The 25,489-nt window shown below is 64.0% G+C and carries 23 protein-coding genes; 8 read left to right on the top strand and 15 right to left on the bottom strand.

Translation table 11 applies throughout. The features are described 5' to 3' along the window. Positions 1–190: 190 nt before the first annotated feature. From mnmE to rpmH, 5 genes are all read right to left on the bottom strand, one after another. On the bottom strand, positions 191–1,558 hold the full coding sequence (gene mnmE, locus IP89_RS21655; protein WP_043311973.1) for a tRNA uridine-5-carboxymethylaminomethyl(34) synthesis GTPase MnmE: 1,368 nt from the start codon (positions 1,556–1,558) through the stop codon (positions 191–193). 78 nt (positions 1,559–1,636) lie between these two features. After that, the gene (gene yidC, locus IP89_RS21650; RefSeq protein WP_043311972.1) at positions 1,637–3,307 is read right to left on the bottom strand and encodes a membrane protein insertase YidC; all 1,671 of its coding nucleotides are present in this window, start codon (positions 3,305–3,307) and stop codon (positions 1,637–1,639) included. A gap of 3 nt (positions 3,308–3,310) precedes the next feature. Next, the gene (gene yidD / locus IP89_RS21645) at positions 3,311–3,547 is read right to left on the bottom strand and encodes a membrane protein insertion efficiency factor YidD (protein ID WP_043311970.1); all 237 of its coding nucleotides are present in this window, start codon (positions 3,545–3,547) and stop codon (positions 3,311–3,313) included. After that, entirely contained in the window at positions 3,540–3,935 is a 396-nt protein-coding gene (gene rnpA / locus IP89_RS21640; protein ID WP_043311969.1) for a ribonuclease P protein component, read from the bottom strand. The genes yidD and rnpA overlap by 8 nt, the downstream gene beginning before the upstream one ends. Positions 3,936–3,948: 13 nt before the next feature. Continuing rightward, positions 3,949–4,083 carry a 50S ribosomal protein L34 gene (gene rpmH, locus IP89_RS21635; protein ID WP_021702523.1) on the bottom strand — a complete coding sequence of 45 codons (135 nt, stop codon included), beginning with the start codon at positions 4,081–4,083 and terminating at the stop codon, positions 3,949–3,951. A 528-nt stretch (positions 4,084–4,611) separates the two neighbouring features. Between rpmH and dnaA the strand changes: the two genes are divergently transcribed. The 6 genes from dnaA (at position 4,612) to IP89_RS21605 (ending at position 12,805) form a co-directional block, all read left to right on the top strand. After that, positions 4,612–6,063 (top strand): chromosomal replication initiator protein DnaA, encoded by a 1,452-nt coding sequence (gene dnaA, locus IP89_RS21630; RefSeq protein ID WP_043311967.1) that lies wholly within the window; start codon positions 4,612–4,614, stop codon positions 6,061–6,063. Between the two features lie 30 nt (positions 6,064–6,093). Next, the gene (gene dnaN / locus IP89_RS21625) at positions 6,094–7,197 is read left to right on the top strand and encodes a DNA polymerase III subunit beta (protein ID WP_043311966.1); all 1,104 of its coding nucleotides are present in this window, start codon (positions 6,094–6,096) and stop codon (positions 7,195–7,197) included. Between the two features lie 11 nt (positions 7,198–7,208). Further along, positions 7,209–8,309 (top strand): DNA replication/repair protein RecF, encoded by a 1,101-nt coding sequence (gene recF, locus IP89_RS21620; RefSeq protein ID WP_043311964.1) that lies wholly within the window; start codon positions 7,209–7,211, stop codon positions 8,307–8,309. Next, positions 8,306–10,729 (top strand): DNA topoisomerase (ATP-hydrolyzing) subunit B, encoded by a 2,424-nt coding sequence (gene gyrB / locus IP89_RS21615; protein ID WP_043311962.1) that lies wholly within the window; start codon positions 8,306–8,308, stop codon positions 10,727–10,729. The genes recF and gyrB overlap by 4 nt, the downstream gene beginning before the upstream one ends. A gap of 164 nt (positions 10,730–10,893) precedes the next feature. Continuing rightward, positions 10,894–11,778, top strand: coding sequence for a LysR substrate-binding domain-containing protein (locus IP89_RS21610; protein WP_043311960.1), 885 nt, complete (start codon positions 10,894–10,896; stop codon positions 11,776–11,778). 190 nt (positions 11,779–11,968) lie between these two features. Further along, the gene (locus IP89_RS21605; protein ID WP_043311959.1) at positions 11,969–12,805 is read left to right on the top strand and encodes a bifunctional allantoicase/(S)-ureidoglycine aminohydrolase; all 837 of its coding nucleotides are present in this window, start codon (positions 11,969–11,971) and stop codon (positions 12,803–12,805) included. A 291-nt stretch (positions 12,806–13,096) separates the two neighbouring features. Here the strand turns inward: IP89_RS21605 and IP89_RS21600 are convergent, their stop codons facing one another. The 10 genes from IP89_RS21600 to glyQ all read right to left on the bottom strand — a co-directional run bounded on the left by IP89_RS21600 (position 13,097) and on the right by glyQ (position 23,415). After that, on the bottom strand, positions 13,097–14,029 hold the full coding sequence (locus tag IP89_RS21600; RefSeq protein WP_043311957.1) for a phosphatidate cytidylyltransferase: 933 nt from the start codon (positions 14,027–14,029) through the stop codon (positions 13,097–13,099). Position 14,030: 1 nt separating this feature from the next. Next, positions 14,031–14,654 carry a 1-acyl-sn-glycerol-3-phosphate acyltransferase gene (locus IP89_RS21595; RefSeq protein ID WP_043311955.1) on the bottom strand — a complete coding sequence of 208 codons (624 nt, stop codon included), beginning with the start codon at positions 14,652–14,654 and terminating at the stop codon, positions 14,031–14,033. Between the two features lie 13 nt (positions 14,655–14,667). Then, positions 14,668–15,123: a hypothetical protein gene (locus IP89_RS21590; protein ID WP_043311954.1), complete on the bottom strand. Its 456-nt coding sequence runs from the start codon at positions 15,121–15,123 to the stop codon at positions 14,668–14,670. Continuing rightward, positions 15,113–16,450, bottom strand: coding sequence for a phosphatase PAP2/dual specificity phosphatase family protein (locus IP89_RS21585; protein WP_043311953.1), 1,338 nt, complete (start codon positions 16,448–16,450; stop codon positions 15,113–15,115). The genes IP89_RS21590 and IP89_RS21585 overlap by 11 nt, the downstream gene beginning before the upstream one ends. Beyond that, on the bottom strand, positions 16,450–18,204 hold the full coding sequence (locus IP89_RS21580) for a bifunctional alpha/beta hydrolase/class I SAM-dependent methyltransferase (RefSeq protein WP_043311952.1): 1,755 nt from the start codon (positions 18,202–18,204) through the stop codon (positions 16,450–16,452). The genes IP89_RS21585 and IP89_RS21580 overlap by 1 nt, the downstream gene beginning before the upstream one ends. Before the next feature lie 10 nt (positions 18,205–18,214). Then, positions 18,215–18,838: a CDP-alcohol phosphatidyltransferase family protein gene (locus tag IP89_RS21575; protein WP_043311951.1), complete on the bottom strand. Its 624-nt coding sequence runs from the start codon at positions 18,836–18,838 to the stop codon at positions 18,215–18,217. Between the two features lie 209 nt (positions 18,839–19,047). Then, positions 19,048–19,821: a 1-acyl-sn-glycerol-3-phosphate acyltransferase gene (locus IP89_RS21570; RefSeq protein ID WP_043311950.1), complete on the bottom strand. Its 774-nt coding sequence runs from the start codon at positions 19,819–19,821 to the stop codon at positions 19,048–19,050. A gap of 15 nt (positions 19,822–19,836) precedes the next feature. Beyond that, complete coding sequence (gmhB, locus tag IP89_RS21565) at positions 19,837–20,367, bottom strand: D-glycero-beta-D-manno-heptose 1,7-bisphosphate 7-phosphatase (RefSeq protein WP_043311948.1); 531 nt, start codon at positions 20,365–20,367, stop codon at positions 19,837–19,839. Between the two features lie 46 nt (positions 20,368–20,413). Further along, entirely contained in the window at positions 20,414–22,468 is a 2,055-nt protein-coding gene (glyS, locus tag IP89_RS21560) for a glycine--tRNA ligase subunit beta (RefSeq protein ID WP_043311946.1), read from the bottom strand. After that, entirely contained in the window at positions 22,468–23,415 is a 948-nt protein-coding gene (glyQ, locus tag IP89_RS21555) for a glycine--tRNA ligase subunit alpha (RefSeq protein ID WP_043312220.1), read from the bottom strand. Before glyQ ends, glyS begins: the two co-directional genes overlap by 1 nt. 172 nt (positions 23,416–23,587) lie before the next feature. Between glyQ and IP89_RS21550 the strand changes: the two genes are divergently transcribed. Together IP89_RS21550 and IP89_RS21545 are read left to right on the top strand one after the other, a co-directional pair. After that, positions 23,588–24,805: an SAM-dependent methyltransferase gene (locus IP89_RS21550; protein WP_043311944.1), complete on the top strand. Its 1,218-nt coding sequence runs from the start codon at positions 23,588–23,590 to the stop codon at positions 24,803–24,805. 88 nt (positions 24,806–24,893) lie between these two features. Next, positions 24,894–25,451, top strand: coding sequence for a DNA-3-methyladenine glycosylase I (locus IP89_RS21545; RefSeq protein ID WP_043312219.1), 558 nt, complete (start codon positions 24,894–24,896; stop codon positions 25,449–25,451). Positions 25,452–25,489 lie beyond the last annotated feature (38 nt).

Here is a 25,489-nt window from a genome sequence, read left to right as displayed (position 1 = left end):
GATCGCTGTAGCCCTTATCCTGATAGGCCTGCAGCGATGTATAAGGCTGTGCCATTCCTGGCCCTAACCGCTGGGCAAGCTGGATAACTCCTGTGGATTAAAATGCATCTTATACACAGGGCAGTTTTTCAACGAGTTATGACCAGGCTTATCGACTGGGTTCAGGCCGGGTTTTCCACAGGGTTCAGGATCACTTGCCGATGCAGAAACTGGAGAAAATGCGTCCCAGCAGGTCATCCGAACTGAACGCGCCGGTGATCTCGCCGAGGGCCTGCTGAGCCAGGCGCAGGTCTTCGGCCAGCAGCTCGCCGGCACCCATCAGGGTCAGCTGGTTGCGCCCATGCTCCAGACTGGCCTGAGCCTGGCGCAGTGCTTCCAGGTGACGACGACGAGCGCTGAAGCCGCTCTCGGCAGTCTGTTCGAAGCCCATGCAGGCCTTGAGGTGCTCGCGCAGCAGGTCCAGGCCCTGAGTCGATTTGGCGGAGAGCGCGATAGTCACGTGGCCATCCTCACAGGTGTCCAGCAGCACCGCTTCGCCGGACAGGTCGGCCTTGTTGCGGATCAGGGTGACGCGCGCCGGATCGGGCTTGGCGTCGAGGAACTCCGGCCACAGGGCGAAAGGATCGGCAGCTTCCGGTGCGGTGGCGTCGACTACCAGCAGCACACGGTCAGCCTCGCCGATGGCCTTGAGCGCACGTTCCACGCCGATGCGCTCGACCTGGTCGTCGGTATCGCGCAGTCCGGCGGTATCCACCACGTGCAGTGGCATGCCATCAATGTGGATATGTTCGCGCAGTACATCGCGGGTGGTGCCGGCGACATCGGTGACGATCGCCGCCTCGCGCCCGGCCAGGGCATTGAGCAGGCTGGATTTGCCGGCATTGGGGCGGCCGGCGATCACCACGTTCATGCCGTCACGCAGCAGGGCGCCCTGGCCGGCCTCGCGCAGTACTGTGGATAAGTACTCGCGTACGCCATCGAGCTGACTCAACACATGGCCATCGGCGAGGAAGTCGATTTCCTCTTCGGGGAAGTCGATGGCGGCTTCGACATAGATGCGCAGCTGGATCAGGCGCTCGGTCAGCTCATGCACGCGGCGCGAGAACTCGCCCTGTAGCGAACGCAGGGCATTGCGCGCGGCCTGGGCCGAGCTGGCTTCGATCAGGTCGGCGATAGCCTCGGCCTGAGCCAGATCGAGCTTGTCGTTGAGGAAGGCACGCTCACTGAACTCACCCGGCCTGGCCTGGCGGGCGCCGAGCTGCAGGCAGCGCTGCAGGAGCATGTCGAGCACCACCGGGCCGCCATGGCCCTGCAGTTCCAGCACGTCTTCACCAGTGAAGGAATTTGGGCCGGGGAAGAACAGCAGCAGGCCCTGATCGATCACCTCGCCATCGTCGTCGTGCCAGGGGCCGTAGTGGGCATGCCGCGGCTTGGGCTCCAGCCCGGCCAGGGTGATGGCGATGGGGCGCGCCTGTGGCCCGGAGACGCGCACGATGCCGACGCCCCCGCGACCCTGGGCGGTGGCGACGGCGGCGATGGTTTCGCGAACGGTGGACATGATCGGTTTCTCGACTGTGGATATCTTGCGGATAGCAAAACGCCCCACGAGGGGGCGTCTTGTGCAGCTTCAGCGGACTCAGGCTTTCGCCGTCGCGGCCTCGATCTTGCGGGTAATGTACCACTGCTGGGCGATGGACAGGACGTTGTTGACCACCCAGTACAGCACCAGACCCGCCGGGAACCAGAGGAAGAAGAAAGTGAAGATGATCGGCATCAGCTTCATCACCTTGGCCTGCATGGGGTCCGGCGGCGTCGGGTTGAGGCGCTGCTGGATGAACATGGTGGCGCCCATGATGATCGGCAGGATGAAGAACGGATCCTTGATCGACAGGTCGGTGATCCAGCCCAGCCACGGGGCCTGGCGCATCTCGACGCTTTCCAGCAGCACCCAGTAGAGGGCCAGGAAGACCGGCATCTGTACCAGGATAGGCAGGCAGCCGCCGAGCGGGTTGATCTTCTCCTTCTTGTACAGCTCCATCATCGCCTGGGACATCTTCTGGCGATCGTCGCCATGTTGTTCCTTCAGCGCCTGCAGCTTCGGCGACACGGCGCGCATGCGGGCCATGGACTTGTAGCTGGCGGCGGAGAGCGGGAAGAAGGCCAGTTTGATGATGATGGTCAGGGCGATGATCGACCAGCCCCAGTTACCCAGCAGGCTGTGGATATGTTGCAGCAGCCAGAAGATCGGCTGGGCGATGAACCACAGGATGCCGTAGTCGACGGTCAGCTCCAGGCCCGGGGACAGCGCCTTGAGGTGATCCTGGATCTTCGGACCGGCATACAGCACGGCACCGGTCTCGGCGCTGGCGCCGGCGGCGACGCTCAGCTGCGGGCCGGTGAAGCCGATGATGTAGTTGCCTTGGCTGTCCTTGCGGGTCTGCACGCTGTTGCTGTCGTTCTTGTCGGCAACCCAGGCGGTGACGAAGTAGTGTTGCAGCCAGGCGACCCAGCCTCCCTGCACGGTCTCGCGCAGGCTCTTCTCGTCCATGTCACCCATCTTCACCTTTTTGTAAGGCTCTTCGGCGGTCCATAGCGCGGCGCCCAGGTAGGTGGCGGTGCCGGTAGCGGTGGTCGACGAAGGATCGGCGCTGTTGTCGCGCTTGAGCTGGGCGTAGAAGTTACCACTCCAGGCCTGGCCGCTCTGGTTGTCAATCTTGTAGGTCACGCCCAGGTCGTACTGACCACGCTTGAGGGTGAAGCGCTTGACGTAGTTGACCCCGGCTTCGCTGTACTTCAGCTCGACCACCAGCTGGTCCTGGCCATCGGCCAGCTCGTAGCTGCGCTGGTCGCTGTTCCACAGGGCACGGCCGCTGGACTTGTCCGGTGCGTTGCTGCCGATCAGGCCGCTCTGCGCCAGGTAGGTACGCTCGCCACCGTTATCGAACAGCTGGAACGGAACATCCGGGCGATCCTGACGGCGCGGATACTTCGGCAGGGTCAGCTGCACGATGTCACCACCACGCGGATCGATGGCCACATCGAGCACATCGGTCTTGATACGGACCAGCTCGTCGCTGACGGCAGCCGGTGCAGCCAGCTGCGGATTGGCTTCGCCATTGGCGGTCGGCACGTCATCGGCGCTGTTGCTGGCCGGAGTGTCCGGCAGGGTCGCGGCAGGTTTGCCGCCCACGGTGGCACTGGCGGTAGCCGGGATAGCGGCTTGGCCGTAGTCCTCGTTCCACTGCAGAACCATCAGGTACGACACGATGGCCAGGGCGACGAGCAGGATCGAGCGTTGGATGTCCATGGATTACTCGGTCATCGAAGGGGAGGAAGGAGCTGGAACCGGATCGTAACCACCGGGATTCCAAGGATGGCAGCGGCTCAGGCGGCGAATGCCGAGCCAGCCACCACGCAGCACGCCATGGGTTTCAATGGCCTGTTGCGTGTAGCAGGAGCAGCTGGGATAGAAGCGACAGTGATTGGCCATCAAGGGGCTGATGGCGTAGCGGTAGAACTGGATCGGTAGGATGGCCAGTTTACGCATGGGAGCTGTCGCTTACCCCGGGAGGGGCGGCATCTTGGCGCTGTCGGGCCAGGCGCTTCCAGAGTTTGCCGAACTGCTGATGCAGTTCCGGGTTGTCCAGATCGCCTAACCCTTTGCGGGCCACCACGACAATGTCCAGACCGCCGAGCGACTCCTGGTTGAGCCGGAACGAATCCCGGATCACGCGCTTGAGTCTGTTGCGTTCGACGGAGAGCTTGACGCTTTTCTTGCCGATCACCAGCCCCAGGCGGGGATGGTCTAGATCGTTGGCGCGAGCGAGGAGCAGGACGTTCTTGCCTGGAGCCTTGCCGCTGGGTGAGTCAAATACCGCTTTGAAGTGCCGGGGAGTTAGCAGACGCTTTTCCCGACTGAAGTCTCGACTCACCATCCGTTCCGGATTATCAGACGGTCAGACGCTTGCGGCCTTTGGCACGACGGCGGGACAGAACGGCGCGGCCGTTCTTGGTGGCCATACGGGCACGGAAGCCGTGGACGCGAGCGCGCTTGAGGGTGCTGGGTTGGAAAGTACGTTTCATGGCGATCTACCTGGTGGGTCCATACGGGACCTGGATGGACCCCGTTTAAAGAGACCGGCGATTCTAGTGAAACCGAGACGCCAGGTCAATTTCCAACCAGTCGGGAATGAGTAAAGAAAGATGAAAGGAAAGAAAATCTTTAAGAGCTTGTTCTAGTAGCTCTTATTTAGTGCCCTACCTGGCTGTGGAAAAGCCACTCCAGCCAACGCTCTGCCTGTCTTACAGCGAAGGATAAGCTTGTCCGCAAAGGGTGTATGGGGTGTTCGCAGCAGGTGCATGACCTGTGCAGGAAAGTCAGTTTTACCCACAGGGACACTTCTCCATAGCTTTGCACCCCGCTTTTCCACGGACTTATGGTTACCTTTATCCACAGCTTTCCGCAGATTCGGCGGGAAGAGCGGAAACATAAATAAATCGTTGATTTTATTCAGCTGAAATCGCGCATTCGTGTGGATAACTATCAGCCTTGAGGGCTACAATGCGGGCTGTTTTTAGCTTTGCAAACCGTAGCGATCCCAGGGGATATCAGTGTCCATAGAACTTTGGCAGCAGTGTGTGGAGCTGCTTCGCGACGAGTTGCCCGCTCAACAATTCAACACCTGGATCCGCCCCCTGCAGGTGGAGTCGGCTGGTGACGAGCTACGCGTCTATGCGCCCAATCGCTTCGTGCTCGACTGGGTCAATGAGAAGTACATGGTACGCCTGCTCGAGTTGCTCGCTGAGCGTGCCAATGGCCTGGCCCCTGCACTTTCGCTGCTGATCGGTAGTAAGCAGCGTGCCGCTCCGCGTATGGCTGCGCCAGCGCCTTCTATTAATAGTGCTGCACCTGTCGCTCCCGCACCTGCTCCGGTCGCGGTGGTCGACGAGCCGCCTACTGGCGATCTGTTTGCGGTGGCACCGACGCCGGCTGCCAGTCGCCCGACCGAACGCACCGTTCAGGTTGAAGGCGCGCTCAAGCACACCAGCTACTTGAACCGCACCTTTACCTTCGAGAACTTCGTCGAGGGTAAGTCCAACCAGATGGCCCGTGCCGCGGCCTGGCAGGTGGCGGACAACCTCAAGCACGGTTACAACCCGCTGTTCCTCTATGGTGGCGTCGGCCTGGGTAAGACCCACCTGATGCACGCGGTGGGCAACCACCTGCTGAAGAAGAACCCCAACGCCAAAGTGGTGTACCTGCATTCCGAGCGTTTCGTGGCGGACATGGTCAAGGCGCTGCAGCTCAACGCGATCAACGAGTTCAAGCGTTTCTATCGCTCGGTCGATGCGTTGCTGATCGACGATATCCAGTTCTTCGCCAAGAAGGAGCGCTCCCAGGAGGAGTTCTTCCACACCTTCAACGCGCTGCTCGAAGGTGGCCAGCAGGTAATTCTCACCAGCGACCGCTACCCCAAGGAGATCGAAGGTCTCGAGGAGCGACTGAAGTCGCGCTTCGGCTGGGGCCTGACGGTAGCGGTGGAGCCGCCGGAGCTGGAGACCCGCGTTGCGATTCTGATGAAGAAGGCCGAGCAGACCAAAGTCGATCTGCCGCACGACGCCGCCTTCTTCATCGCCCAGCGCATCCGCTCCAACGTGCGTGAGCTGGAGGGCGCGCTGAAGCGCGTTATCGCTCACTCGCACTTCACCAACCAGCCGATCAGCATCGAGCTGATCCGCGAGTCGTTGAAAGACTTGCTCGCCCTGCAGGACAAGCTGGTCAGCGTGGACAATATCCAGCGCACGGTGGCCGAGTACTACAAGATCAAGATTTCCGATCTGCTCTCCAAACGGCGCTCCCGTTCGGTGGCGCGGCCACGTCAGGTTGCCATGGCCCTGTCCAAGGAACTGACCAACCACAGCCTGCCGGAAATCGGCGATGCTTTTGGCGGAAGAGACCACACCACAGTGCTGCACGCCTGTCGTAAGATTGCTGAACTGCGGGAAGCCGACGCGGACATCCGCGAGGACTACAAGAACCTGCTGCGCACCCTGACCACCTGATACGCAGCCCACAAGGCAAGGGACGAGACCATGCATTTCACTATTCAACGCGAAGCCCTGTTGAAACCCCTGCAACTGGTCGCCGGCGTCGTCGAACGCCGCCAGACCTTGCCGGTCCTGTCGAACGTGTTGCTGGTCGTCGAAGGCCAGCAGCTGTCGCTGACCGGTACCGACCTGGAAGTCGAGCTGGTCGGTCGGGTGACGCTGGAAGATAGCGCCGAGCCGGGCGAGATCACCGTGCCGGCGCGCAAGCTGATGGACATCTGCAAGAGCCTGCCGAGCGATGCGCTGATCGACATTCGTGTCGACGAGCAGAAGCTGGTGGTCAAGGCCGGTCGCAGCCGCTTCACTCTGTCCACCCTGCCAGCCAACGACTTCCCCACTGTCGAGGAAGGCCCGGGTTCGCTGACCTTCAATCTGGTGCAGAGCAAGCTGCGTCGCCTGATCGACCGCACCAGTTTCGCCATGGCCCAGCAGGACGTGCGCTACTACCTCAACGGCATGCTGATCGAAGTGCAGACCGGCGTACTGCGCGCCGTCGCTACCGACGGTCACCGCCTGGCCATGTGCGCCATGCAGGCGTCGATCGAGCACACCGAGAAGCACCAGGTGATCGTGCCGCGCAAAGGTATTCTCGAACTGGCCCGTCTGCTCACCGAGCAGGACGGCGAAGTGGCCATCGTGCTGGGGGCGAACCACATTCGCGCCACCACCGGCGAGTTCACCTTCACCTCCAAGCTGGTCGACGGCAAGTTCCCGGACTATGAGCGCGTGCTGCCGCGCGGCGGCGACAAGCTGGTGGTTGGCGATCGCCAGGCCCTGCGCGAAGCCTTCAGTCGTACCGCGATCCTGTCCAACGAGAAGTACCGCGGCATTCGCCTGCAGCTGGCCAGCGGCCAACTGAAGATCCAGGCCAACAACCCGGAGCAGGAAGAGGCCGAAGAAGAAGTGGCCGTCGACTACAACGGCAGCTCACTGGAGATTGGTTTCAACGTCAGCTACCTGCTCGACGTACTGGGAGTGATGACCACCGAGCAGGTGCGTCTGATTCTGTCCGACGCCAACAGCAGCGCCCTGGTGCAGGAAGCCGACAACGACGACTCTTCCTACGTCGTCATGCCAATGCGTCTGTAATCCAGTTCTGAATGTCCCTTTCCCGCGTCACCGTCACCGCGGTGCGAAACCTGCACCCGGTGACGCTCTCCCCCTCCCCCCGCATCAATATCCTTCACGGCGCCAACGGTAGCGGCAAGACCAGCTTGCTTGAAGCTATCCACCTGCTGGGTCTCGCTCGCTCGTTCCGCAGTAACAAACTGCAGCCGATGATTCAGTACGAGCAGCCGGCCTGCACCGTGTTCGGCCAGGTCAATCGAGACGATGGGTTGCACAGCAATCTGGGAATTTCCCGTGATCGCCAGGGTGAGCTGCAGATCCGCGTCGACGGGCAGAACGCACGTAGCACGGCGCAGCTCGCCGAGCTGCTGCCGTTGCAGGTGATCAATCCGGACAGCTTCCGTTTGCTGGAGGGGGCACCCAAAGTGCGCCGGCAGTTCCTCGACTGGGGAGTGTTCCACGTGGAACAACGCTTCCTGCCGGCCTGGCAGCGCCTGCAGAAGGCCCTGCGGCAGCGGAACTCGTGGCTGCGGCATGGTACACTGGACGCCGCGTCGCAAGCGGCCTGGGACCGGGAATTGTGCCTGGCCAGCGACGAGTTGGACGGCTATCGCCGGGCCTATATCCAGGCCCTAAAACCCGTTTTCGAACGGGTGCTGAGCGAGCTGGTGGAACTTGAGGGACTGACCCTCAGTTACTACCGGGGATGGGACAAGGACAAGCCGCTGGCTGATGTACTGGCCACTACCCTGCTCCGTGACCAACAGCTCGGACATACCCAGGCCGGTCCGCAACGTGCCGATTTACGTTTGCGGTTGGGGGCTCATAACGCCGCGGAGATATTGTCCCGCGGTCAGCAGAAGCTGGTGGTCTGCGCTTTGCGCATCGCCCAGGGGCATCTGCTGAACCAGGCCAAACAAGGCCAATGCATCTATCTGGTGGACGACCTGCCGTCGGAGCTGGATGAGCGACATCGACAGGCCCTGTGCCGCCTGCTGGACGATTTGCAGTGCCAGGTGTTCATCACCTGTGTCGACCACGAATATTTGAAGGATGGCTGGCGCACGGACACGCCGGTCGCCATGTTCCACGTGGAACATGGAGTGATCACCGCATCGGGAGTGAACGCATGAGCGACGAGAACAACACGTACGACTCCTCGAGTATCAAGGTACTCAAAGGTCTGGATGCCGTACGCAAGCGCCCGGGCATGTACATCGGTGACACCGATGACGGCACCGGCCTGCACCACATGGTGTTCGAGGTGGTGGACAACTCCATCGACGAAGCGCTGGCCGGCCATTGCTCCGAGATCAGCATCACCATCCATCCCGACGAATCCATCTCCGTGCGCGACAATGGTCGCGGCATTCCGGTGGATACGCACAAGGAAGAAGGCGTCTCTGCGGCCGAGGTCATCATGACCGTACTGCACGCCGGCGGTAAGTTCGACGACAACAGCTACAAGGTCTCCGGCGGCCTGCACGGCGTGGGTGTTTCCGTGGTGAATGCCCTGTCCAAGGAACTGGTCCTGACCATCCGCCGCAGCGGCAAGATCTGGGAACAGACCTACGTGCACGGCGTGCCGCAGGCACCCCTGGCACCGGTCGGCGACAGCGAAGGGACTGGCACGCAGATCCACTTCAAGCCGTCCGACGAGACCTTCAAGAACATCCACTTCAGCTGGGACATCCTGGCCAAGCGCTTACGCGAACTGTCCTTCCTCAACTCCGGCGTCGGTATCGTCCTCAAGGACGAACGCAGCGGCAAGGAAGAGCTGTTCAAGTACGAGGGCGGTTTGAAGGCCTTCGTCGAGTACCTGAACACCAACAAGACCATCGTCAACCAGGTGTTCCACTTCAATATCCAGCGTGAGGAAGACGGCGTTGGCGTGGAAGTGGCGCTGCAGTGGAACGACAGCTTCAACGAGAACATCCTCTGCTTCACCAACAACATTCCGCAGCGTGACGGTGGTACCCACCTGGCCGGTTTCCGCTCTGCCCTCACCCGCCACCTGAACAACTACATCGAAGCCGAAGGTCTGGCGAAGAAATTCAAGATCGCCACCACCGGTGACGACGCCCGTGAAGGCCTGACCGCGATCATCTCGGTCAAGGTGCCGGACCCGAAATTCAGCTCGCAGACCAAGGACAAGCTGGTCTCCTCCGAGGTGAAGACCGCGGTCGAACAGGAAATGGGCAAGTACTTCGGCGACTTCCTGTTGGAGAACCCCAACGAAGCCAAGGCCGTGGTCGGCAAAATGATCGACGCCGCGCGCGCCCGCGAAGCCGCGCGCAAGGCCCGCGAGATGACCCGCCGCAAGGGCGCGCTGGACATCGCCGGCCTGCCCGGCAAGCTGGCTGACTGCCAGGAAAAAGATCCGGCGCTGTCCGAACTCTACATAGTGGAGGGTGACTCCGCGGGCGGTTCTGCTAAGCAGGGCCGTAACCGCAAGACCCAGGCGATCCTGCCGCTCAAGGGCAAGATCCTCAACGTCGAGAAGGCTCGCTTCGACAAGATGCTCTCCTCCCAGGAGGTCGGCACGCTGATCACCGCCCTCGGCTGTGGCATCGGCCGCGAGGAGTACAACATCGACAAGCTGCGTTACCACAACATCATCATCATGACCGATGCCGACGTTGACGGTTCGCACATCCGTACCCTGCTGCTGACCTTCTTCTTCCGTCAGCTGCCGGAGCTGGTCGAGCGTGGCTACATCTATATCGCCCAGCCGCCGCTGTACAAGGTGAAGAAAGGCAAGCAGGAGCAGTACATCAAGGACGACGAGGCCATGGACGAATACATGACCCAGTCGGCCTTGGAAGATGCCAGCCTGCACGTCAACGAGAACGCCCCGGGGCTGTCCGGTGCTGCGCTGGAAAGCCTGGTCAACGAGTATCGTGCGGTGATCAAGACCCTCGGCCGTCTGTCCCGTGTCTACCCGCAGGACATCACCGAGCACATGGTCTATCTGCCGCGCGTATCGGTGGAACAGCTGGCCGACCAGGCCGCCATGCAGAGCTGGCTCGAGGCCTTCCAGGCGCGCCTGAAGGGCGCCGAGAAGTCCGGCCAGACCTACACCGCCAGCCTGCGTGAAGATCGCGAGCGTCACCTCTGGCTGCCAGAGGTGGAAGTACTGGCCCACGGTCTTTCCAGCTATATCACCTTCAACCGCGATTTCTTCGCCAGCAACGACTACAAGTCGGTCACCGCTCTGGGCGACCAGCTCAACAGCCTGCTGGAAGAAGGGGCCTATGTGCAGCGCGGCGAGCGCAAGAAGGCGGTTTCCACCTTCAAGGATGCGTTCGAGTGGCTGAAGGTCGAGAGCACCAAGCGTCACAGCATCCAGCGCTATAAGGGTCTCGGTGAGATGAACCCCGAGCAGCTGTGGGAAACCACCATGGACCCGACCGTGCGCCGCATGCTCAAGGTGACCATCGAGGACGCCATTGCGGCCGACCAGATCTTCAACACCCTGATGGGCGATGCCGTGGAGCCGCGCCGCGACTTCATCGAATCCAACGCCCTGGCGGTGTCGAACCTGGACTTCTGATCCATCTCAATGGGCACGTAAGTGCCCATACAAAAAAGCCCCTGCTAGCAGCGCTACCAGGGGCTTTTTTATCTGCTCGCTAGCAGAACCCAAGCCACTGTTGCCGCTGCCTGGGCTGCCCTGCTAAAACCCCCAGAATGCGGATTAAGAAAATGGATGCAGGCATGGGCCACATAGATAGATCGAATGGACGTCTGTTCGAACTCGACCTGTTGCGAGCGCTGGTGACGGTCGCCGATTGCGGCAGCTTTACCACCGCCGCGCTGAGGCTGAGCTCCACGCAATCGACCGTCAGCCAGAAGGTTCGTCGCCTCGAAGAGCTGGCCGGACATCGCCTGCTGGAGCGTGGCAACCGCGATGTACTGCCCACCGATGCCGGCGAGACGGTGCTGGGCTATGCGCGTAGGCTCCTGGCGCTGAACGATGAGCTGCATGAGGCGCTGGATGGCGCGAGCGTCTCGCTCATCGTGCGGATCGGCGTGCCGGACGACTTTGCCGCCGGCCGTACCACCCGGCACCTGGCCGAATTCAGCCGGCGCTTTCCGCACATCAAGCTGGAAGTCACCGCCGGGCTCAGTCGCGATCTGGCCGGCAGCTACGATCGCGGTGAGCTGGATCTGGTGCTGTTGAAGCAGCGCCGCAATAGCCGCGATGCGGTAGCACGCTGGACGGAGAAGACGCGCTGGGTGGATAGCCTGCGTAGCCCAGCATTCGATCTCGACCCGCTGCCGATCGTGACTTTCCCGCCGCGAGGCCTGTACCGCGACGAGATGATCGCGGCCCTGGAGTCGGTCGGCCGGCGCTGGCGGATCAGTTTCACCAGCTCCAGCCTGAGTGGCATCCAGGAGGCGATTGCCGATGGCATGGGCATCGGTCTCCTACCGCTACGCGCAGTGACCGGCGAGCACCTGGTCCTGCCGGATTCTGCCGGCTTGCCGGAGGTGGACATGTTCGAGGTGGCGATCATCCATCGGCCCAGCGCCGGGCCGGTGATCACTGCGTTGGCGGAGTCGTTCTCGACCTTGCTGGAGCAAGAGAGCGGTATCTGAGCAGCGCTAAGCGTCGTTGGGAGTGAATTCGATAATTGAATGTGGCGCATCCCAACATTTAATTTGTCGATGATGGAGGCGCTGGATATCTTGGATTCGCCCCGTGCCTCCGGCCATTCGATGACTGCCGGACGCCGCCCCGGAAGATGAACGACATCGCCGGGAGCTGAATACCAACAGGAGACCTCCCGTGTCCAAGACGTCCTACTATGCGCCGCATGGTGGTCATCCGGCTCAGACCGAGCTGCTGACCGACCGCGCCATGTTCACCGAAGCCTATGCCGTGATCCCCAAGGGTGTGATGCGTGACATCGTCACCAGCCACCTGCCCTTCTGGGACAACATGCGCATGTGGGTCATCGCCCGCCCGCTGTCGGGCTTCGCCGAGACCTTCTCGCAGTACATCGTCGAGCTGGCCCCCAACGGCGGCAGCGACAAGCCTGAGCAGGACATCAATGCCGAGGCCGTGCTGTTCATCGTCGAAGGTGAGCTGAGCCTGACCCTGCAGGGCCAGATGCACACCATGCAACCGGGCGGCTATGCCTTCATTCCGCCGGGCGCCGACTACAAGGTGCGCAACACCAGTGGCCAGCACACCCGCTTCCACTGGATCCGCAAGCACTACCAGCGCGTCGACGGCGTACCGCTGCCGGAAGCCTTCGTCACCAACGAGCAGGACATCGAGCCGCGCGTGATGCCGGATACCGAAGGCCGCTGGAGCACCACCCGCTTCGTCGACATGGCCGACATGCGCCACGACATGCACGTCAACATCGTCAACTTCGAGCCGGGCGGCGTGATTCCCTTCGCCGAAACCCACGTGATGGAGCACGGCCTGTATGTGCTGGAAGGCAAGGCGGTGTACCGCCTGAACCAGGACTGGGTCGAGGTGGAAGCCGGTGACTTCATGTGGCTGCGCGCCTTCTGCCCGCAGGCCTGCTACTCCGGTGGCCCCGGTCGCTTCCGCTACCTGTTGTACAAGGATGTGAACCGCCATATGCGCCTGACGCTGACCCAGCCGCATTGATCTGCACAACCGGGAGCCTAGCTCCCGGTTTGTTTTTGAGTGGGGCTCTATAGCCAAAGGCTTACACGACAAGGCGGTCTGGCGCTCTTTTGCCGACCGGCCCTGGCAACTAATCTGCACACACCTGCCGGGAATTGGATGTCCCGGGTCACGGAAGACAGACCGCGCCAGGATGGCAAACGACAGGATGTCGGAAGGTCTTAAAGAACCCGCCTCGGCGGGTTTTTTATTGCCTGCGATTTATGGCTGGGGTTCAGGCTGCCGCCCGTGAGGGGCGACAGCCATGCAGACTCACGCCCACCAGTAGCGCACGAAGTGGAAGAAGATCGGCGCGGCGAAGCACACCGAGTCCATGCGGTCGAGCATGCCGCCGTGGCCCTCGATCATGTGGCCCCAGTCTTTCACTCCACGGTCGCGCTTGATCGCCGACATCACCAGGCCGCCGGCGAAGCCCAGCAGGTTGACGGTCAGCGCCATCAGCGCGGCCTGCCAGAAGCTGAACGGGGTGATCCAGAACAGCGAAGCGCCGACCAGGCTGGCCAGGGCCACACCGCCGACAAAGCCTTCCACCGTCTTCGATGGCGACAGCTTGGGCGCGATCTTGCGCTTGCCGGCCAGCTTGCCGCAGACGTACTGCAGCACGTCCGACAGTTGCACGACGATGATCAGCCAGGCGATTAGCAGCAGGTTGCGCCCTTCGTAGCCGGGGATATCCAGGGTCAGCAGCGCCGGCACCGCGGATACGCAGTACACCGCGATCATCAGCCCCCACTGCACTTCCGAGGCGCGTTCGAGGAAGCGCGTGGTATCGCCGGCCAGCGAGGCGAGGATCGGCAGCAGCAGGAACAGGTAGACCGGAATGAAGATGGCGAACAGGCCGTACCAGTCCAGGGCGATCAGCAGGTACTGCATCGGCAGGGCGAAGTAGAAGGCTGCCACCAGCGCCGGGTAGTCGCTGCGCCGGGTCGGCGTCAGGGTGAGGAACTCGCGCAGGGCATAGAACGACACGAAGTAGAACAGCAGGACTACGCCGTTGTTGCCGAACAGGAAGGCGATACCGATGACCAGCACCATCACCCACCAGGCATCGATGCGCGCATTGAGGTTCTCGATTACCGCATTGGGTACTTCACCGGCTCGATGGCGCAGGACGCGGGCGATCAGGGTGGCGATCAGCAGTACGGCGCCGATGCCGGCGAACAGCAGGATTGTGTTGCGATCCATCTCAGACTACCTCCGGGGCCAGTTCCAGCAGGGCGTTGCGGGCGCGTTCGAGGAAGGCAGCCTTGTCCTCACCCGCCACGCGCTGCAGCGGCGCGCCGAAGCTCAGGGTGCACAGCAGCGGCAGCGGTAGCGCCCTGCCCTTGGGCATCACCCGGTTGAGGTTGGCGATCCACACTGGGACCAGCTCCACCTCATGTTTGGCCTGGGCCAGGTGGAACAGGCCGCTCTTGAACGGCAGCAGCTGTTCCTCGGTGAGGTTGCGCGTGCCTTCGGGGAAGATGATCAGCGAGTCGCCCTGGTCCAGCGCCTCGAGCATCGACTGCAGCGGGTTGGTCTGTGGCGAGCGCTGCTCACGATCGACCAGTACGCCGTTGAATACATCGCGGATCAGGAAGCGGCGCAGGTCGCCACTCATCCAGTAGTCGGAGCCGGCCACCGGGCGGGTGCGCCGGCGCAGTTCCGGCGGCAGCGAGGCCCACAGCAGAACGAAGTCGCCGTGACTGCTGTGGTTGGCGTAGTACAGGCGCTGTACCGGTTGGGCTGTGCAGCCCAGCCAGAGGGCGCGGGCGCCGGTCAGCAGACGAGCCGCCGAGGTGATGGCGAAGGCGGTAAGCGAAGCGAGCATGGATCTGACTCCTTTATCCAGCCAGGGAAAGCCAGGGTGTGGCGAGAATGATGCTGAGGGCCAGCAGCAGTTGGGCGACTAGCCAGGCGGCCTGCAGACGCAGCAGGCGCACGGCGCCGCGGCAGCGCTCCTGCCAGTCGCGTGGTTGAGTGCTGGCGGGCTGCAGGCCGAGGCTGTGCAGCGCCTGGTCCAGGTCGCTGGTGTGCTCGGCCAGGTGTGCAGTATCGGCGGCCAGGCGGGCGAACAGCTCGGCATCCAGCGCCACGCGGATGGCCCAGTACTTCTGCGCTAGGCCGAGCATCACCAGCAGGCCGCAGAGCAGGCTGCTGGCGGCGCTGTGTGGCGCGCCGAGCAGCGGCGCCAGGCCGTAGGCGAGAGCGAGCAGGGTCAGGGCGTTGGATAGCAGGTCCAGGCCACGGCCGCGACGCAGCAGGGCGGCGACCAGGGCCAGTTGCATCTCAGAGGCCATGCGCCACCTCCAGGCTCACGGTCGGCTGCAGCAGCCCCTGCAGCGCCAGGCGCTGCGCTTCGCCGAGCACGATCTGCGGGCGTGCGGCACGGATCAGCTCGATGGCCTGCTCGACGCTACTGGCGCGGCCGCTATGCAGCAGCCAGGCGGCGACTAGGGTGGCGCTGCGCGAGTAGCCGAGGGCGCAGCAGACCAGCAGTGGCCCCTGTTGGCGCAGTTGCTCGATCAGCTCGGCGCCCTGGCGGCAGGCCTCGGTATTCGGTGCGACCAGGTCGAGCAGCGGCAGGTTGCGATAGGTCTTGCCGGGCAGGTGGACCGGCAGTTCGGCGCTCAGGTCCAGCACCGCGGCGAAGGGCGCTGCTTCATCTGCGCTTGGCACACGACCGAGCCAGATGCCCTCCACCACCTGATCCGGCTGCGGATGCTTGCGCGTCCACAGTCGCGAGTTGATCCAGGCGCCGAGCAGGTAGGGGGCGAGCAGCCAGGTGCTGGCGGAGCCGAGCGAGCCGTCGGCGCGCTTTTGGAAACCGGCGGCGCCGAACAGCGCGTAGTTCAGCGCGACCAGCAGCAGCGAGGCGCAGGGCCACAACAGCCATAGCCAGGCGCCGCCGAGATTGACCACCAGGGCGGCGCAGACGGCGCTGCCCAGCCCATAGCGCAGGGCCAGGCGCCAACGCTGCGGCTCGCGGACCAGACGCAGGTTGTGCAGCGGGCTACGGCCCTCGACCGGCCACAGCCAGACGCACAGCCAGCCGGCCAGGGCGCCGGTCGGCACGTCGATGAAGTGGTGCTGCCAGGTGGTCAGTACCGACAGGCCGATCAACGCCATCCAGCCATGCAGCAGTCCGCGCAGCAGCACGCCGCGGGTATGCCGGGCAAACATCGTCCAGATCACCACCAGCAGCGCGATATGTAGCGAGGGCGCCTGGTTGAACGGTTTGTCGAAGCCCATCAGTACATCGAACATCCAGCCGAAGAAGCCGCTCAGCTCCGGGCGCTCGAAGGTGAAGCGCAACGGCCAGAGCAGAAAGCAGGCGACGCAAATTATCTGCGTGCTGAGCAGACGCAGGGCATGCCGGTCCATCTCCCGGCGCGTGGCCGGGAGCAGGAAGGACAAGCCATAGAGCAGGTCGATCGACCAGTAGGGCACGATGGTCCAGGCCCACAGCGGCGTCACGCTTTCCCAGGCGAACACCAGGCTGCCGACGTCGTCGCGCTGCGCGGTCAGCCAGTTGGCGAAGCCGTAGCTGGCGAAGAACAGTGGGGCGAGCAGCAACAGCCAGAGGACCCCGCGCTTCCACAATCCGGTCTCGCGGGCAGCCTGCATCAGGACACCCGCTGGGCCAGGGACACGCTGAAGATGCCCCATTCGTCGATGCGCTGTTCCAGCTTGCGGAAGCCGGCGGCCTCGACCAGCTGGTCCATCTCTGCCTGGCTACGGCGGCGCATGACCCAGGCCTGGCCTTGGCGGTGGCTGGTCAGGGCGCGAGCGATCAGCTCCAGCTGCGGATGCCAGGGCTGGCCGGTGTAGACCAGGTAGCCGCCCTCCTCGACCGCCGCAGCCAGGCCGGCCAACGAGTCGCCGATCATCTGGTTGCTGCCGAATAGCTCGTACAGGCCGGAGACCACCGTCAGGGTCGGCTTGGGCTCGAGAGCAGCCAGGTCGGCTTTGTCGAAGGCATCGCCTTTGACGAAGTGAGCGATGTCACCGAGGCCCTTCTGCTCGATCAGCGCACTGCCGTCGCGCACGTTGATGTCGCTGTAGTCGCGCAGCAGGATCGAGTCCGGCTTGTGCTCCAGCCCTTCGAGCGATTCGAGGATGTAGCGGCCATGGCCGGCGGCGATATCGACGATGCGTACCGCCCTGCCCGCTTCGCGCAGCCGGCCCATGGCCAGGCGCAGCAGCTCTTCGGCATGCACCTTGCGCTGGCGAATGCCGCGCCAGCCGATGGAGTTGAGGTAGTTCTGATCGATCAGACGGCCCAAGGCGGACTTGCCGGACGGCTGGTTGCGGTAGACGTAGTCCAGAGTGCTGCCGGAGTCGAAGCCGATTTCGAAGCCCAGCTTCACGCCGTCGGACAACCCATTGCCGAGCTTGAGGCCGGCGCGAGTGGTGCGCCAGTACAGGTCGCCCAGCGAGTTCTTCGGCAGTGGCGCGGCCAGGCTCTCGGCTTCGGCGCAGCTCCAGCCGCAGCGGTCGGCATCCAGCAGCGAAGGCCGCGTGGCCGGCTGCTCGAAGCTTTCCAGGATAAAGCGCCGCGCCCGGCTCAGGGCATGCGCGCGATCGCGCTCGCCAAGGGTGTCGTGGAAGAAGCCGGGGAGGATGTGCTGCTCCTTGCGCAGGCTGCCCAGGCGCTGGAAGAACTGCTCCTGCGGCTGGCGGTGCACGACGAAGTCGGCGCCGGAGATCAGCAGCTGGGTCGGCACCTGGATCGCCTGGGCATCGGCCACCACCCGCTCGGCAGCGTCGTACAGGCCGAGCAGCATGTTGACCGAGATCGGCCGGGTGATCAGCGGGTCGTTCTCGAACGAGGCGATGCGCTCCGGATCGTGGCTGAGGAAACGCGCCTTGACGTAGCTGTTGACGAAGAAATTACCGCGCCACTGGCGCAGCAGCTTCAGGCTCGGGCGGGCGAAAGGTACGTAGAGTTTGACCTTGAACGCCGGCGAGGCTAGCACCAGGCAGCGCACCTTGGGCGCGTAGTCGTGGGCCCAGGTGCTGATGATCACCGCGCCGACGCTCTGCGCCAGCACCGCCATATCGGTCTGTTGGATGGCGTGTGTCGCGCTGATATGGTCGAGGAAGGTCTGCACGTCGCGCACGCTGGTGGCGAAGCTCGGGCTGTCGCCGCGGGCGCCGGGCGACAGGCCATGACCGCGGGAATCCCAGGCGAAGAAGTCGTAGTCGGGCAGGTCCAGTTCGGCCGGCAGGTGGGCCATGCGCCCGCCATGCTCGTGGCCGCGGTGGAACATCACCACCGCCTTGCGCGGGCCGTCGCCAGGTTGGCTGGCGGGCCAGTGGCGATAGAGCAGTTCCACGCCGTCGTGGGTGAGGAAGACAGCCGTCTTGCAGTCGCGCATCGAAATGTCCCTATTCCGATTGAGAGGGTTGTGCCACCTCGGCCAGGCCTTGGCGCACGCGGTTGACCAGGGTCGCCAGCAGCAACAGCAGGATCACGGCCAGCAGCCCGTTTATCCAAGACGCCGGTAGCAGGCCGCACGCCACACCGGCGCCCAGCACGCCGAAGCAGAAGGCGCGGTCGCTCTTGCCCATGGGCCCGTCGTAGCGACGCGAGGCACCGACCATCGGGCCGAGCACGCCGGCGTATTCGCTGATCACCGCCAGCACTACCACCAGCACCACCAGGGTCGGCGAGACGCCGGCAAGCAGGGCGAAGGGCAGGTACAGGGCGCTGTCGGCCACCACGTCGCTCAGTTCGTTGAGGTAGGCGCCGAGCTTGGATTGCTGGCCGAACTCGCGGGCGAGCATGCCGTCCACGGCGTTCAGGGCCATGCGCAGCAGCATCCACAGCGGGATCAGGGCGAACAGCCAGGTGATGTCGGGGAAGATCGCCAGCAGCGCGCCGAGCAGTACGGAGACCACAGCTGCGGCCAGGGTCACCTGGTTGGCGGTGACGCCACGATCATAGAGACGCTGCACGCCGGGGCGCAGCAGGTTCTGGAAGCGTGGCTTGAGCTGGTAGATCGACGGCATGGAGCGAAAATCCCTTTCACGATGCGAAGTGCGCTTAGCTTAACCGCTTTGCCGGGGCGGCGTTCCGCGCAGAACGTGCACTGCCGCGCGAAAAACTTATACCCCGCCGAGCCTATCCTTGGACTTTCTAGTAATCGCATTTAAATCAGCTAGTTACGCTCTGTAATGGCACTCTGCTGGTATTTCTTGCACAGCTTATCCACAGATGCTCAGGCGGCGCTGGAGGCGCTCTCCTGGGCCATTTCCGGCGTGATGCCGCTGATTTCCTGCTGCGTCTTGGCGACCCAGGCGTAGGCGCGCTCGTTGAGCTCGGCGATGGCGCGCGGGCCTTCGCCCTGGGCGTGCATGACCGGGCCGATCACCACCTGGATGGTGCCTGGGTACTTGGCCCAGCCCTGCTTGGGCCAGAACTCGCCGGCGTTGTGGGCGATCGGCAGCACCGGCAGGCCGGCGTTCACCGCCAGGGCCGCGCCGCCGCGGGAGAACTTGCCGATCTGGCCCGGCGGAATACGCGTGCCCTCGGGGAACACCAGCACCCAGGCGCCCTGCTTGATGCGCTCGTCGCCCTGTTTGGCCAGCTGCTTGAGTGCGGCCTTAGGATTGCTGCGGTCGATGGCGATCGGGCGCAGCATGGCCATCGCCCAGCCGAAGAACGGCACGTACAGCAGCTCGCGCTTGACCACCTGCGACAGCGGCTCGAAGAAGGCGGAGAGGAAGAAGGTTTCCCAGGTGCTCTGGTGCTTGGCGAGGATCACGCAGGGCTGCTGCGGGATGTTCTCCAGGCCGTGCACCTCGTAGCGGATGCCGACCACCACCTTGGCCAGCCAGGTGGCGCAGCTGCACCAGGCCTGCACCACCAGGCGGTAGCGGGCACGGAACGGCAGGAAGGGTGCAATGAACACGCAGAGGATGCACCAGAAGAACGAGCTGGACGACAGCAGCAGGTAGAAGAAGAAGGTTCTGATGGCCTGCACTGTCGTCATGGGACTCGGGCTCTCCTAGAGCAGAAGCTGGTCGGCTATCGCCGCCAGATCATCGAATATCAGGGTTCCCGCTGGCAACGGCTTGGCCAGCGTGCGCTCGCCCTTGCCGGTCTTCACCAGAACGGGTTGGCAATGGACGGCCAGGGCGGCTTCCAGGTCACCCTTGCTGTCGCCCACGAACCACACACCTGCCAGTTCCGTGCCGTAGTGCGCAGCGATCTGCAGCAACATGCCCGGCTTGGGCTTGCGGCAGTCGCAGCCAGCGTCCGGGCCGTGCGGGCAATGCACGATCAGGCCGACTTCACCGCCCTGCTCTGCCACCAGTTGGCGCAGGCGCGCGTGCATGGACTCCAGCGTGGCCAGGTCGTAATAGCCGCGCGCCAGGCCCGATTGGTTAGTGGCCACGGCCACGGTCCAGCCGGCGCGGCTCAGGCGCGCGATGGCGTCGATGGAGCCGGGGACCGGGATCCATTCGTCGAGGGATTTGATATAGGCGTCGGAGTCTTGGTTGATGACGCCGTCGCGGTCGAGAATCAGCAGTTTCATACGCTTACCAGGGTGACCGGGCGGCCTTGCGCCGCCCGGTTGACCGTCAGCCCAGCAGGGAGATGTCGGCGACGCCGAGGAACAGGCCACGCAGCTGGTTGAGCAGCGCGTAGCGGTTGGCGCGCACCGAGGCATCCTCGGCGTTGACCAGCACGGCCTCGAAGAACGCGTCCACCGGCTCGCGCAGGGTCGCCAGGCGTTCCAGCGACTCGCGGTAGCAGCGCGCGGCGGCCATCGGCTGCACGGCCTGGGCGGCCTGCTGGATCGCCGAGTACAGGCTGAACTCCGCCGGGTTGTCGAAGTAGTGGGCTTCGGCGCTGGCGGCGACCTGGCCTTCGTACTTGCTCAGCAGGTTGGACACGCGCTTGTTGGCGGCAGCCAGGGCGGCGGCTTCCGGCAGCTTGCGGAAGGCCTGCACGGCCTGCACGCGCTGGTCGAAGTCCAGCGGCGCGGCGGGCTTGAGGGCACGCACGGCCTGGTACACGGCAACGTCCACGCCTTCGTCTTCGTAGCGCGCACGCAGGCGGTCGAAGATGAAGTCCAGCACCTGGCTGGCCAGGCCTTCGGCCTTGACCTTGTCGCCGTACAGGCCGATGGAGAAGGCGACGGCCTCGACCAGGTCGAGGTCCAGCTGCTTCTCGATCAGGATGCGCAGCACGCCCAGCGCCGCGCGACGCAGGGCGTAGGGGTCCTTGGAGCCGGTCGGCAGCATGCCGATGCCGAAGATGCCGACCAGGGTGTCGAGCTTGTCGGCCACGGCCACGGCCGCGCCGGTCAGGGTCTGCGGCAGCTCGGCGCCGGCGCCACGCGGCATGTACTGCTCGTTCAGCGCCAGGGCCACGTCATCGGCTTCGCCGTCGTGCTTGGCGTAGTAGTAGCCGGCGATGCCCTGCATCTCCGGGAACTCGCCGACCATCTCGGTAGCCAGGTCGCACTTGGACAGGATGCCGGCACGCGCGGCGCGAGTGGCGTCGCCGCCGATGCGCTCGGCGATAAAGGCCGCCAGTTTCGATACCCGCTCGGCCTTGTTGAACACGCTGCCGAGCTGGGCCTGGAACACCACGTTGGCCAGGCGCTCGTTACGCTTCTCCAGCGGCTGGCGCTTGTCCTGCTTGAAGAAGAACTCGGCGTCGGTCAGGCGCGGGCGTACGACTTTCTCGTTGCCGGAAACGATCTGCGCCGGGTCCTTCGACTCGATGTTGGCCACGGTGATAAAGCGCGGCAGCAGCTTGCCGTTGCCGTCGACCAGGCAGAAGTACTTCTGGTTGTCCTGCATGGTGGTGATCAGGGCTTCCTGCGGCACAGCGAGGAAGCGCTCCTCGAAGGAGCAGACCAGCGGCACCGGCCACTCGACCAGGGCGCTGACTTCATCGAGCAGGGCCGGCGGGACGATGGCGGTGCCGTTCTCGGCGCGGGCCAGTTCTTCGACGCGAGCGGCGATCTGCTGGCGGCGCTCGGCGAAGTCGGCGACCACGTAGGCGGCGCGCAGATCTTCGGCGTAGCTGGCCGGGCTGGCAATGGTCACGTCACGGTTGGCGTGGAAGCGATGGCCACGCGAGATGCGGCCAGACTTCTGGGCGAGGATCTCGCAGTCGACCACGGCGTCGCCGAACAGCATCACTAGCCACTGGGTCGGACGCACGAACTCGTCCTTGCGCGCGGCCCAGCGCATGCGCTTGGGAATCGGCAGCTCGCCGAGGGAGGCCTCGACGATGCCCGGCAGCAGGCCGGCGGCCGGCTGGCCGGCGATCGACTGGCTGAATTTCAGTTTCGGGCCGCTGGTGTCGATCTGGCTCAGCTCGACGCCGCACTTCTTGGCGAAGCCCAACGCCGCCTGGGTCGGGTTGCCGTCCTTGTCGAAGGCCGCCTGCACGGGCGGGCCGTCGAGGTTGACGGTGCGATCCGGCTGTTGCGCGGCGAGCTGCTCGACCAGCACCGCCAGGCGGCGCGGCGCGGCGTAGTAGCGCGCCTTGGCATAGCTCAGGCCGGCGCCCTTGAGGCCCTTTTCGATACCGGCGAGGAAGGCTTCGCCGAGGCTCTTCAGGGCCTTGGGTGGCAGCTCTTCGGTGCCCAGTTCAACCAGAAAATCCTGAGCATTCATTATTCGGCCTCCTTCAGCTTGGCCAGTACTTCGTCACGCAGTTCGGGGGTGGCCATCGGGAAGCTGAGCTTGGCGCGGGCCAGCAGGTAGCTCTGGGCGATGTTCCGCGCCAGGGTGCGCACGCGCAGGATGTACTGCTGGCGCGCGGTCACCGAGATGGCGCGGCGGGCGTCGAGCAGGTTGAAGCTGTGCGAGGCCTTGATCACCATTTCGTAGGCCGGCAGCGGCAGCTGCAGCTCCATCAGGCGGTTGGCCTCGGACTCGTAGAAGTCGAACAGGTCGAACAGCTTGTCGACGTTGGCGTGTTCGAAGTTGAAGGTGGACTGCTCCACTTCGTTCTGGTGGAACACGTCGCCGTAGGTGACCTTGCCGAACGGGCCGTCGGAGTAGACCAGGTCATACACCGAGTCGACGCCCTGCAGGTACATGGCCAGGCGCTCGAGACCGTAGGTGATCTCGCCGGTGACCGGGTAGCACTCGACGCCGCCGACCTGCTGGAAGTAGGTGAACTGGGTGACTTCCATGCCGTTCAGCCAGACTTCCCAGCCCAGGCCCCAGGCGCCGAGGGTCGGCGATTCCCAGTTGTCTTCGACAAAGCGGATGTCGTGCACCAGGGTGTCGACGCCGATGCGGCGCAGCGATTCCAAGTACAGGTCCTGGATGTTCTCCGGGTTCGGCTTGAGCACCACCTGGAACTGGTAGTAGTGCTGCAGGCGGTTGGGGTTCTCGCCGTAGCGGCCGTCGGCCGGGCGGCGCGAGGGCTGTACGTAGGCGGCGTTCCAGGTCTCCGGACCGATGGCGCGCAGGAAGGTGGCGGTGTGGAAGGTACCGGCACCCATCTCCATGTCGTAGGGTTGCAGGATCACGCAGCCTTGCTCGGCCCAATAGCTTTGCAGGGCGAGGATCAGGCCTTGGAAGGTGCTCACGTCGGGCGTTGTTTGGCTCACGAATTCCACCGGTGTCGAGGCGTTTGCAATAAAGCCGGGCAGTATACCCGATCAACCCCGCGCGGGAGGTGGCGGCAGGCGTACTCCGTCAGCCCTGCGCGCACGCATGCTGCGTACCCTGTAGCATTACCGCCCCTTGCCGGTCTCGGCAGCGTTTATTCAGGCCCTTGTCATGTCAGTCGAACCCCAGCCCTCCGCCGCCACAGCCGCCCGCGACGATTTTCTCGCCCTGCTGGAAACCAGCGTGGTGCAGAACACCCTGGTCAAGCTGCTGCTGAGCAAGTACCAGGGCGAGGAAGCCGAGCTGCAGCGCCTGACCATTCGTCCGGTCACGGTCAAAGGCCAGGCCTGCCTGTCGTTCGTCTCGACCTACAAGACCCGCGATATCACCAAGAACCTGCCCGTGGCCGAAGCCCTGGCGCATATCGCCAGCCTGCTGCCTACGGCGTTCAAGAACGCCCACCTGCTATCGCTGACCGATGATGTGCAGCTGACCTTCGGCAAGAAGGACAAGGCGCGTCTGTTCGTCGGCAAGGCGCTCGAGCGCGAGGCGCCTGCCGCCGGCCATGACCGGGAGAAGAAGCGCTTCCTCGAGCTGAGCCGGCCGTTCCTCACCGATCTTGGGGTGACCACCGCCAAGCACGAGCTGGTGCCGGCGATGGCGCGCAAGTGGAAGCAGATCAACAAGTTCATCGAGGTGTTTTCCCACGCTCTGAGCCATTCGCCGCTGCAGCAGCGTGATCCGCAGCTGCCGATCCATGCGGTCGACTTCGGTTCGGGCAAGGGTTACCTGACCTTCGCCATGCACGACTACCTGCGCAACAGCCTGGGCCTGCAGGGCCAGGTCACCGGCGTGGAACTGCGCGAAGACATGGTGCGCCTGGGCAACACGGCGGCGGCCCGCCTGGAGCAGCCAGGCCTGAGCTTCGAGCATGGCGATGTGCGCACCTACACCCCGGCCGCCATCGATATCATGATCGCCCTGCACGCCTGTGACGTGGCCACCGACTACGCCCTGCACCTGGGCATTCGCAGCGATGCTGCGATCATCATGTGCTCGCCCTGCTGCCACAAGCAGATCCGCCCGCAGATGCAGATGCCGAGCCTGCTCAAGCCCATGCTGCAGTACGGTGTGCACCTGGGCCAGGAGGCCGAGATGGTCACCGACAGCCTGCGCGCCCTGCTGCTGGAAGCCAGCGGCTATGAGACCAAGGTGTTCGAGTTCGTCTCGCTGGAGCACACCAACAAGAACAAGATGATTCTTGCGGTGAAACGCCCCGAGCCGGTGGAGCCAAGCGCGCTGCTGGAGAAGATCCAGGGCATCAAGCAGTTCTACGGAATTCAGGAACACTGCCTGGAAAGCCTGCTGCAGGCCGACGGGCGACTGTAACGGCGCTGTCGTTGGCCTGCGCCAAGGTGCGCCGCAACGGCAAATCCGGGCATAGTTGCGCTTCTTCTTTTTCTGGATGGTGAATGCCATGCCGCGCTGCTTCTGGTGCAACGACGACCCGCTGTACATCGCCTACCACGACGAGGAATGGGGCGTGCCGCAGCGCGACCCGCAGTGGTTGTTCGAGATGCTGCTGCTGGAAGGCTTCCAGGCCGGACTGTCGTGGATCACCGTGCTGAAGAAGCGCGAGCGCTATCGCCAGGTGCTGTTCGGTTTCGATGCCGAGCGCCTGGCGCTGATGACCGACGAGGAGATCGAGGAGCGCATGCAGGACCCCGGCATCATCCGCAATCGCCTGAAGCTGCAGGCCGCACGCAAGAACGCGCGGGCCTGGCTCAAGCTGGAGGACCCGGCAGGCTTGCTCTGGTCCTTCGTCGGCGGTGCGCCGAAGATCAACCAGTTCAGCGGTCGCGGCGATGTGCCGGCGGTGACGCCGGAGGCCGAGGCGATGAGCAAGGCGCTGAAGAAGCTGGGCTTCACCTTCGTCGGGCCGACCATCTGCTACGCCTACATGCAGGCGGCGGGCATGGTCATGGACCACACCCGCGACTGCGACCGCTACCGCGCCCTCGGCGGCGCCGGCTGAAGCCGCGAGCGCGGCTAGGCTGATCCCGACGGGCACAG

Origin of the sequence: Pseudomonas sp. ML96 (genome assembly GCF_000761545.1) — a bacterium.
In the GTDB taxonomy this organism is placed as follows: domain Bacteria; phylum Pseudomonadota; class Gammaproteobacteria; order Pseudomonadales; family Pseudomonadaceae; genus Aquipseudomonas.
Note: the sequence above shows the minus strand (reverse complement) of the source record. Positions and strands in the feature narration are given on the sequence as shown.

What these genes read in the sequence shown, in the direction of transcription:
- mnmE (WP_043311973.1), bottom strand. Translation starts at nt 1,558, where the DNA reads ATGTCCACCGTTCGCGAAACCATCGCCGCCGTCGCCACCGCCCAGGGT.
- IP89_RS21545 (WP_043312219.1), top strand. Translation starts at nt 24,894, where the DNA reads ATGCCGCGCTGCTTCTGGTGCAACGACGACCCGCTGTACATCGCCTAC.
- IP89_RS21575 (WP_043311951.1), bottom strand. Translation starts at nt 18,838, where the DNA reads ATGCCGTCGATCTACCAGCTCAAGCCACGCTTCCAGAACCTGCTGCGC.
- rnpA (WP_043311969.1), bottom strand. Translation starts at nt 3,935, where the DNA reads ATGGTGAGTCGAGACTTCAGTCGGGAAAAGCGTCTGCTAACTCCCCGG.
- dnaN (WP_043311966.1), top strand. Translation starts at nt 6,094, where the DNA reads ATGCATTTCACTATTCAACGCGAAGCCCTGTTGAAACCCCTGCAACTG.
- IP89_RS21550 (WP_043311944.1), top strand. Translation starts at nt 23,588, where the DNA reads ATGTCAGTCGAACCCCAGCCCTCCGCCGCCACAGCCGCCCGCGACGAT.
- IP89_RS21590 (WP_043311954.1), bottom strand. Translation starts at nt 15,123, where the DNA reads ATGGCCTCTGAGATGCAACTGGCCCTGGTCGCCGCCCTGCTGCGTCGC.
- IP89_RS21595 (WP_043311955.1), bottom strand. Translation starts at nt 14,654, where the DNA reads ATGCTCGCTTCGCTTACCGCCTTCGCCATCACCTCGGCGGCTCGTCTG.
- IP89_RS21570 (WP_043311950.1), bottom strand. Translation starts at nt 19,821, where the DNA reads ATGACGACAGTGCAGGCCATCAGAACCTTCTTCTTCTACCTGCTGCTG.
- yidD (WP_043311970.1), bottom strand. Translation starts at nt 3,547, where the DNA reads ATGCGTAAACTGGCCATCCTACCGATCCAGTTCTACCGCTACGCCATC.
- gyrB (WP_043311962.1), top strand. Translation starts at nt 8,306, where the DNA reads ATGAGCGACGAGAACAACACGTACGACTCCTCGAGTATCAAGGTACTC.
- gmhB (WP_043311948.1), bottom strand. Translation starts at nt 20,367, where the DNA reads ATGAAACTGCTGATTCTCGACCGCGACGGCGTCATCAACCAAGACTCC.
- IP89_RS21600 (WP_043311957.1), bottom strand. Translation starts at nt 14,029, where the DNA reads ATGGATCGCAACACAATCCTGCTGTTCGCCGGCATCGGCGCCGTACTG.
- yidC (WP_043311972.1), bottom strand. Translation starts at nt 3,307, where the DNA reads ATGGACATCCAACGCTCGATCCTGCTCGTCGCCCTGGCCATCGTGTCG.
- glyS (WP_043311946.1), bottom strand. Translation starts at nt 22,468, where the DNA reads ATGAATGCTCAGGATTTTCTGGTTGAACTGGGCACCGAAGAGCTGCCA.
- IP89_RS21610 (WP_043311960.1), top strand. Translation starts at nt 10,894, where the DNA reads ATGGGCCACATAGATAGATCGAATGGACGTCTGTTCGAACTCGACCTG.
- recF (WP_043311964.1), top strand. Translation starts at nt 7,209, where the DNA reads ATGTCCCTTTCCCGCGTCACCGTCACCGCGGTGCGAAACCTGCACCCG.
- rpmH (WP_021702523.1), bottom strand. Translation starts at nt 4,083, where the DNA reads ATGAAACGTACTTTCCAACCCAGCACCCTCAAGCGCGCTCGCGTCCAC.
- IP89_RS21580 (WP_043311952.1), bottom strand. Translation starts at nt 18,204, where the DNA reads ATGCGCGACTGCAAGACGGCTGTCTTCCTCACCCACGACGGCGTGGAA.
- IP89_RS21585 (WP_043311953.1), bottom strand. Translation starts at nt 16,450, where the DNA reads ATGCAGGCTGCCCGCGAGACCGGATTGTGGAAGCGCGGGGTCCTCTGG.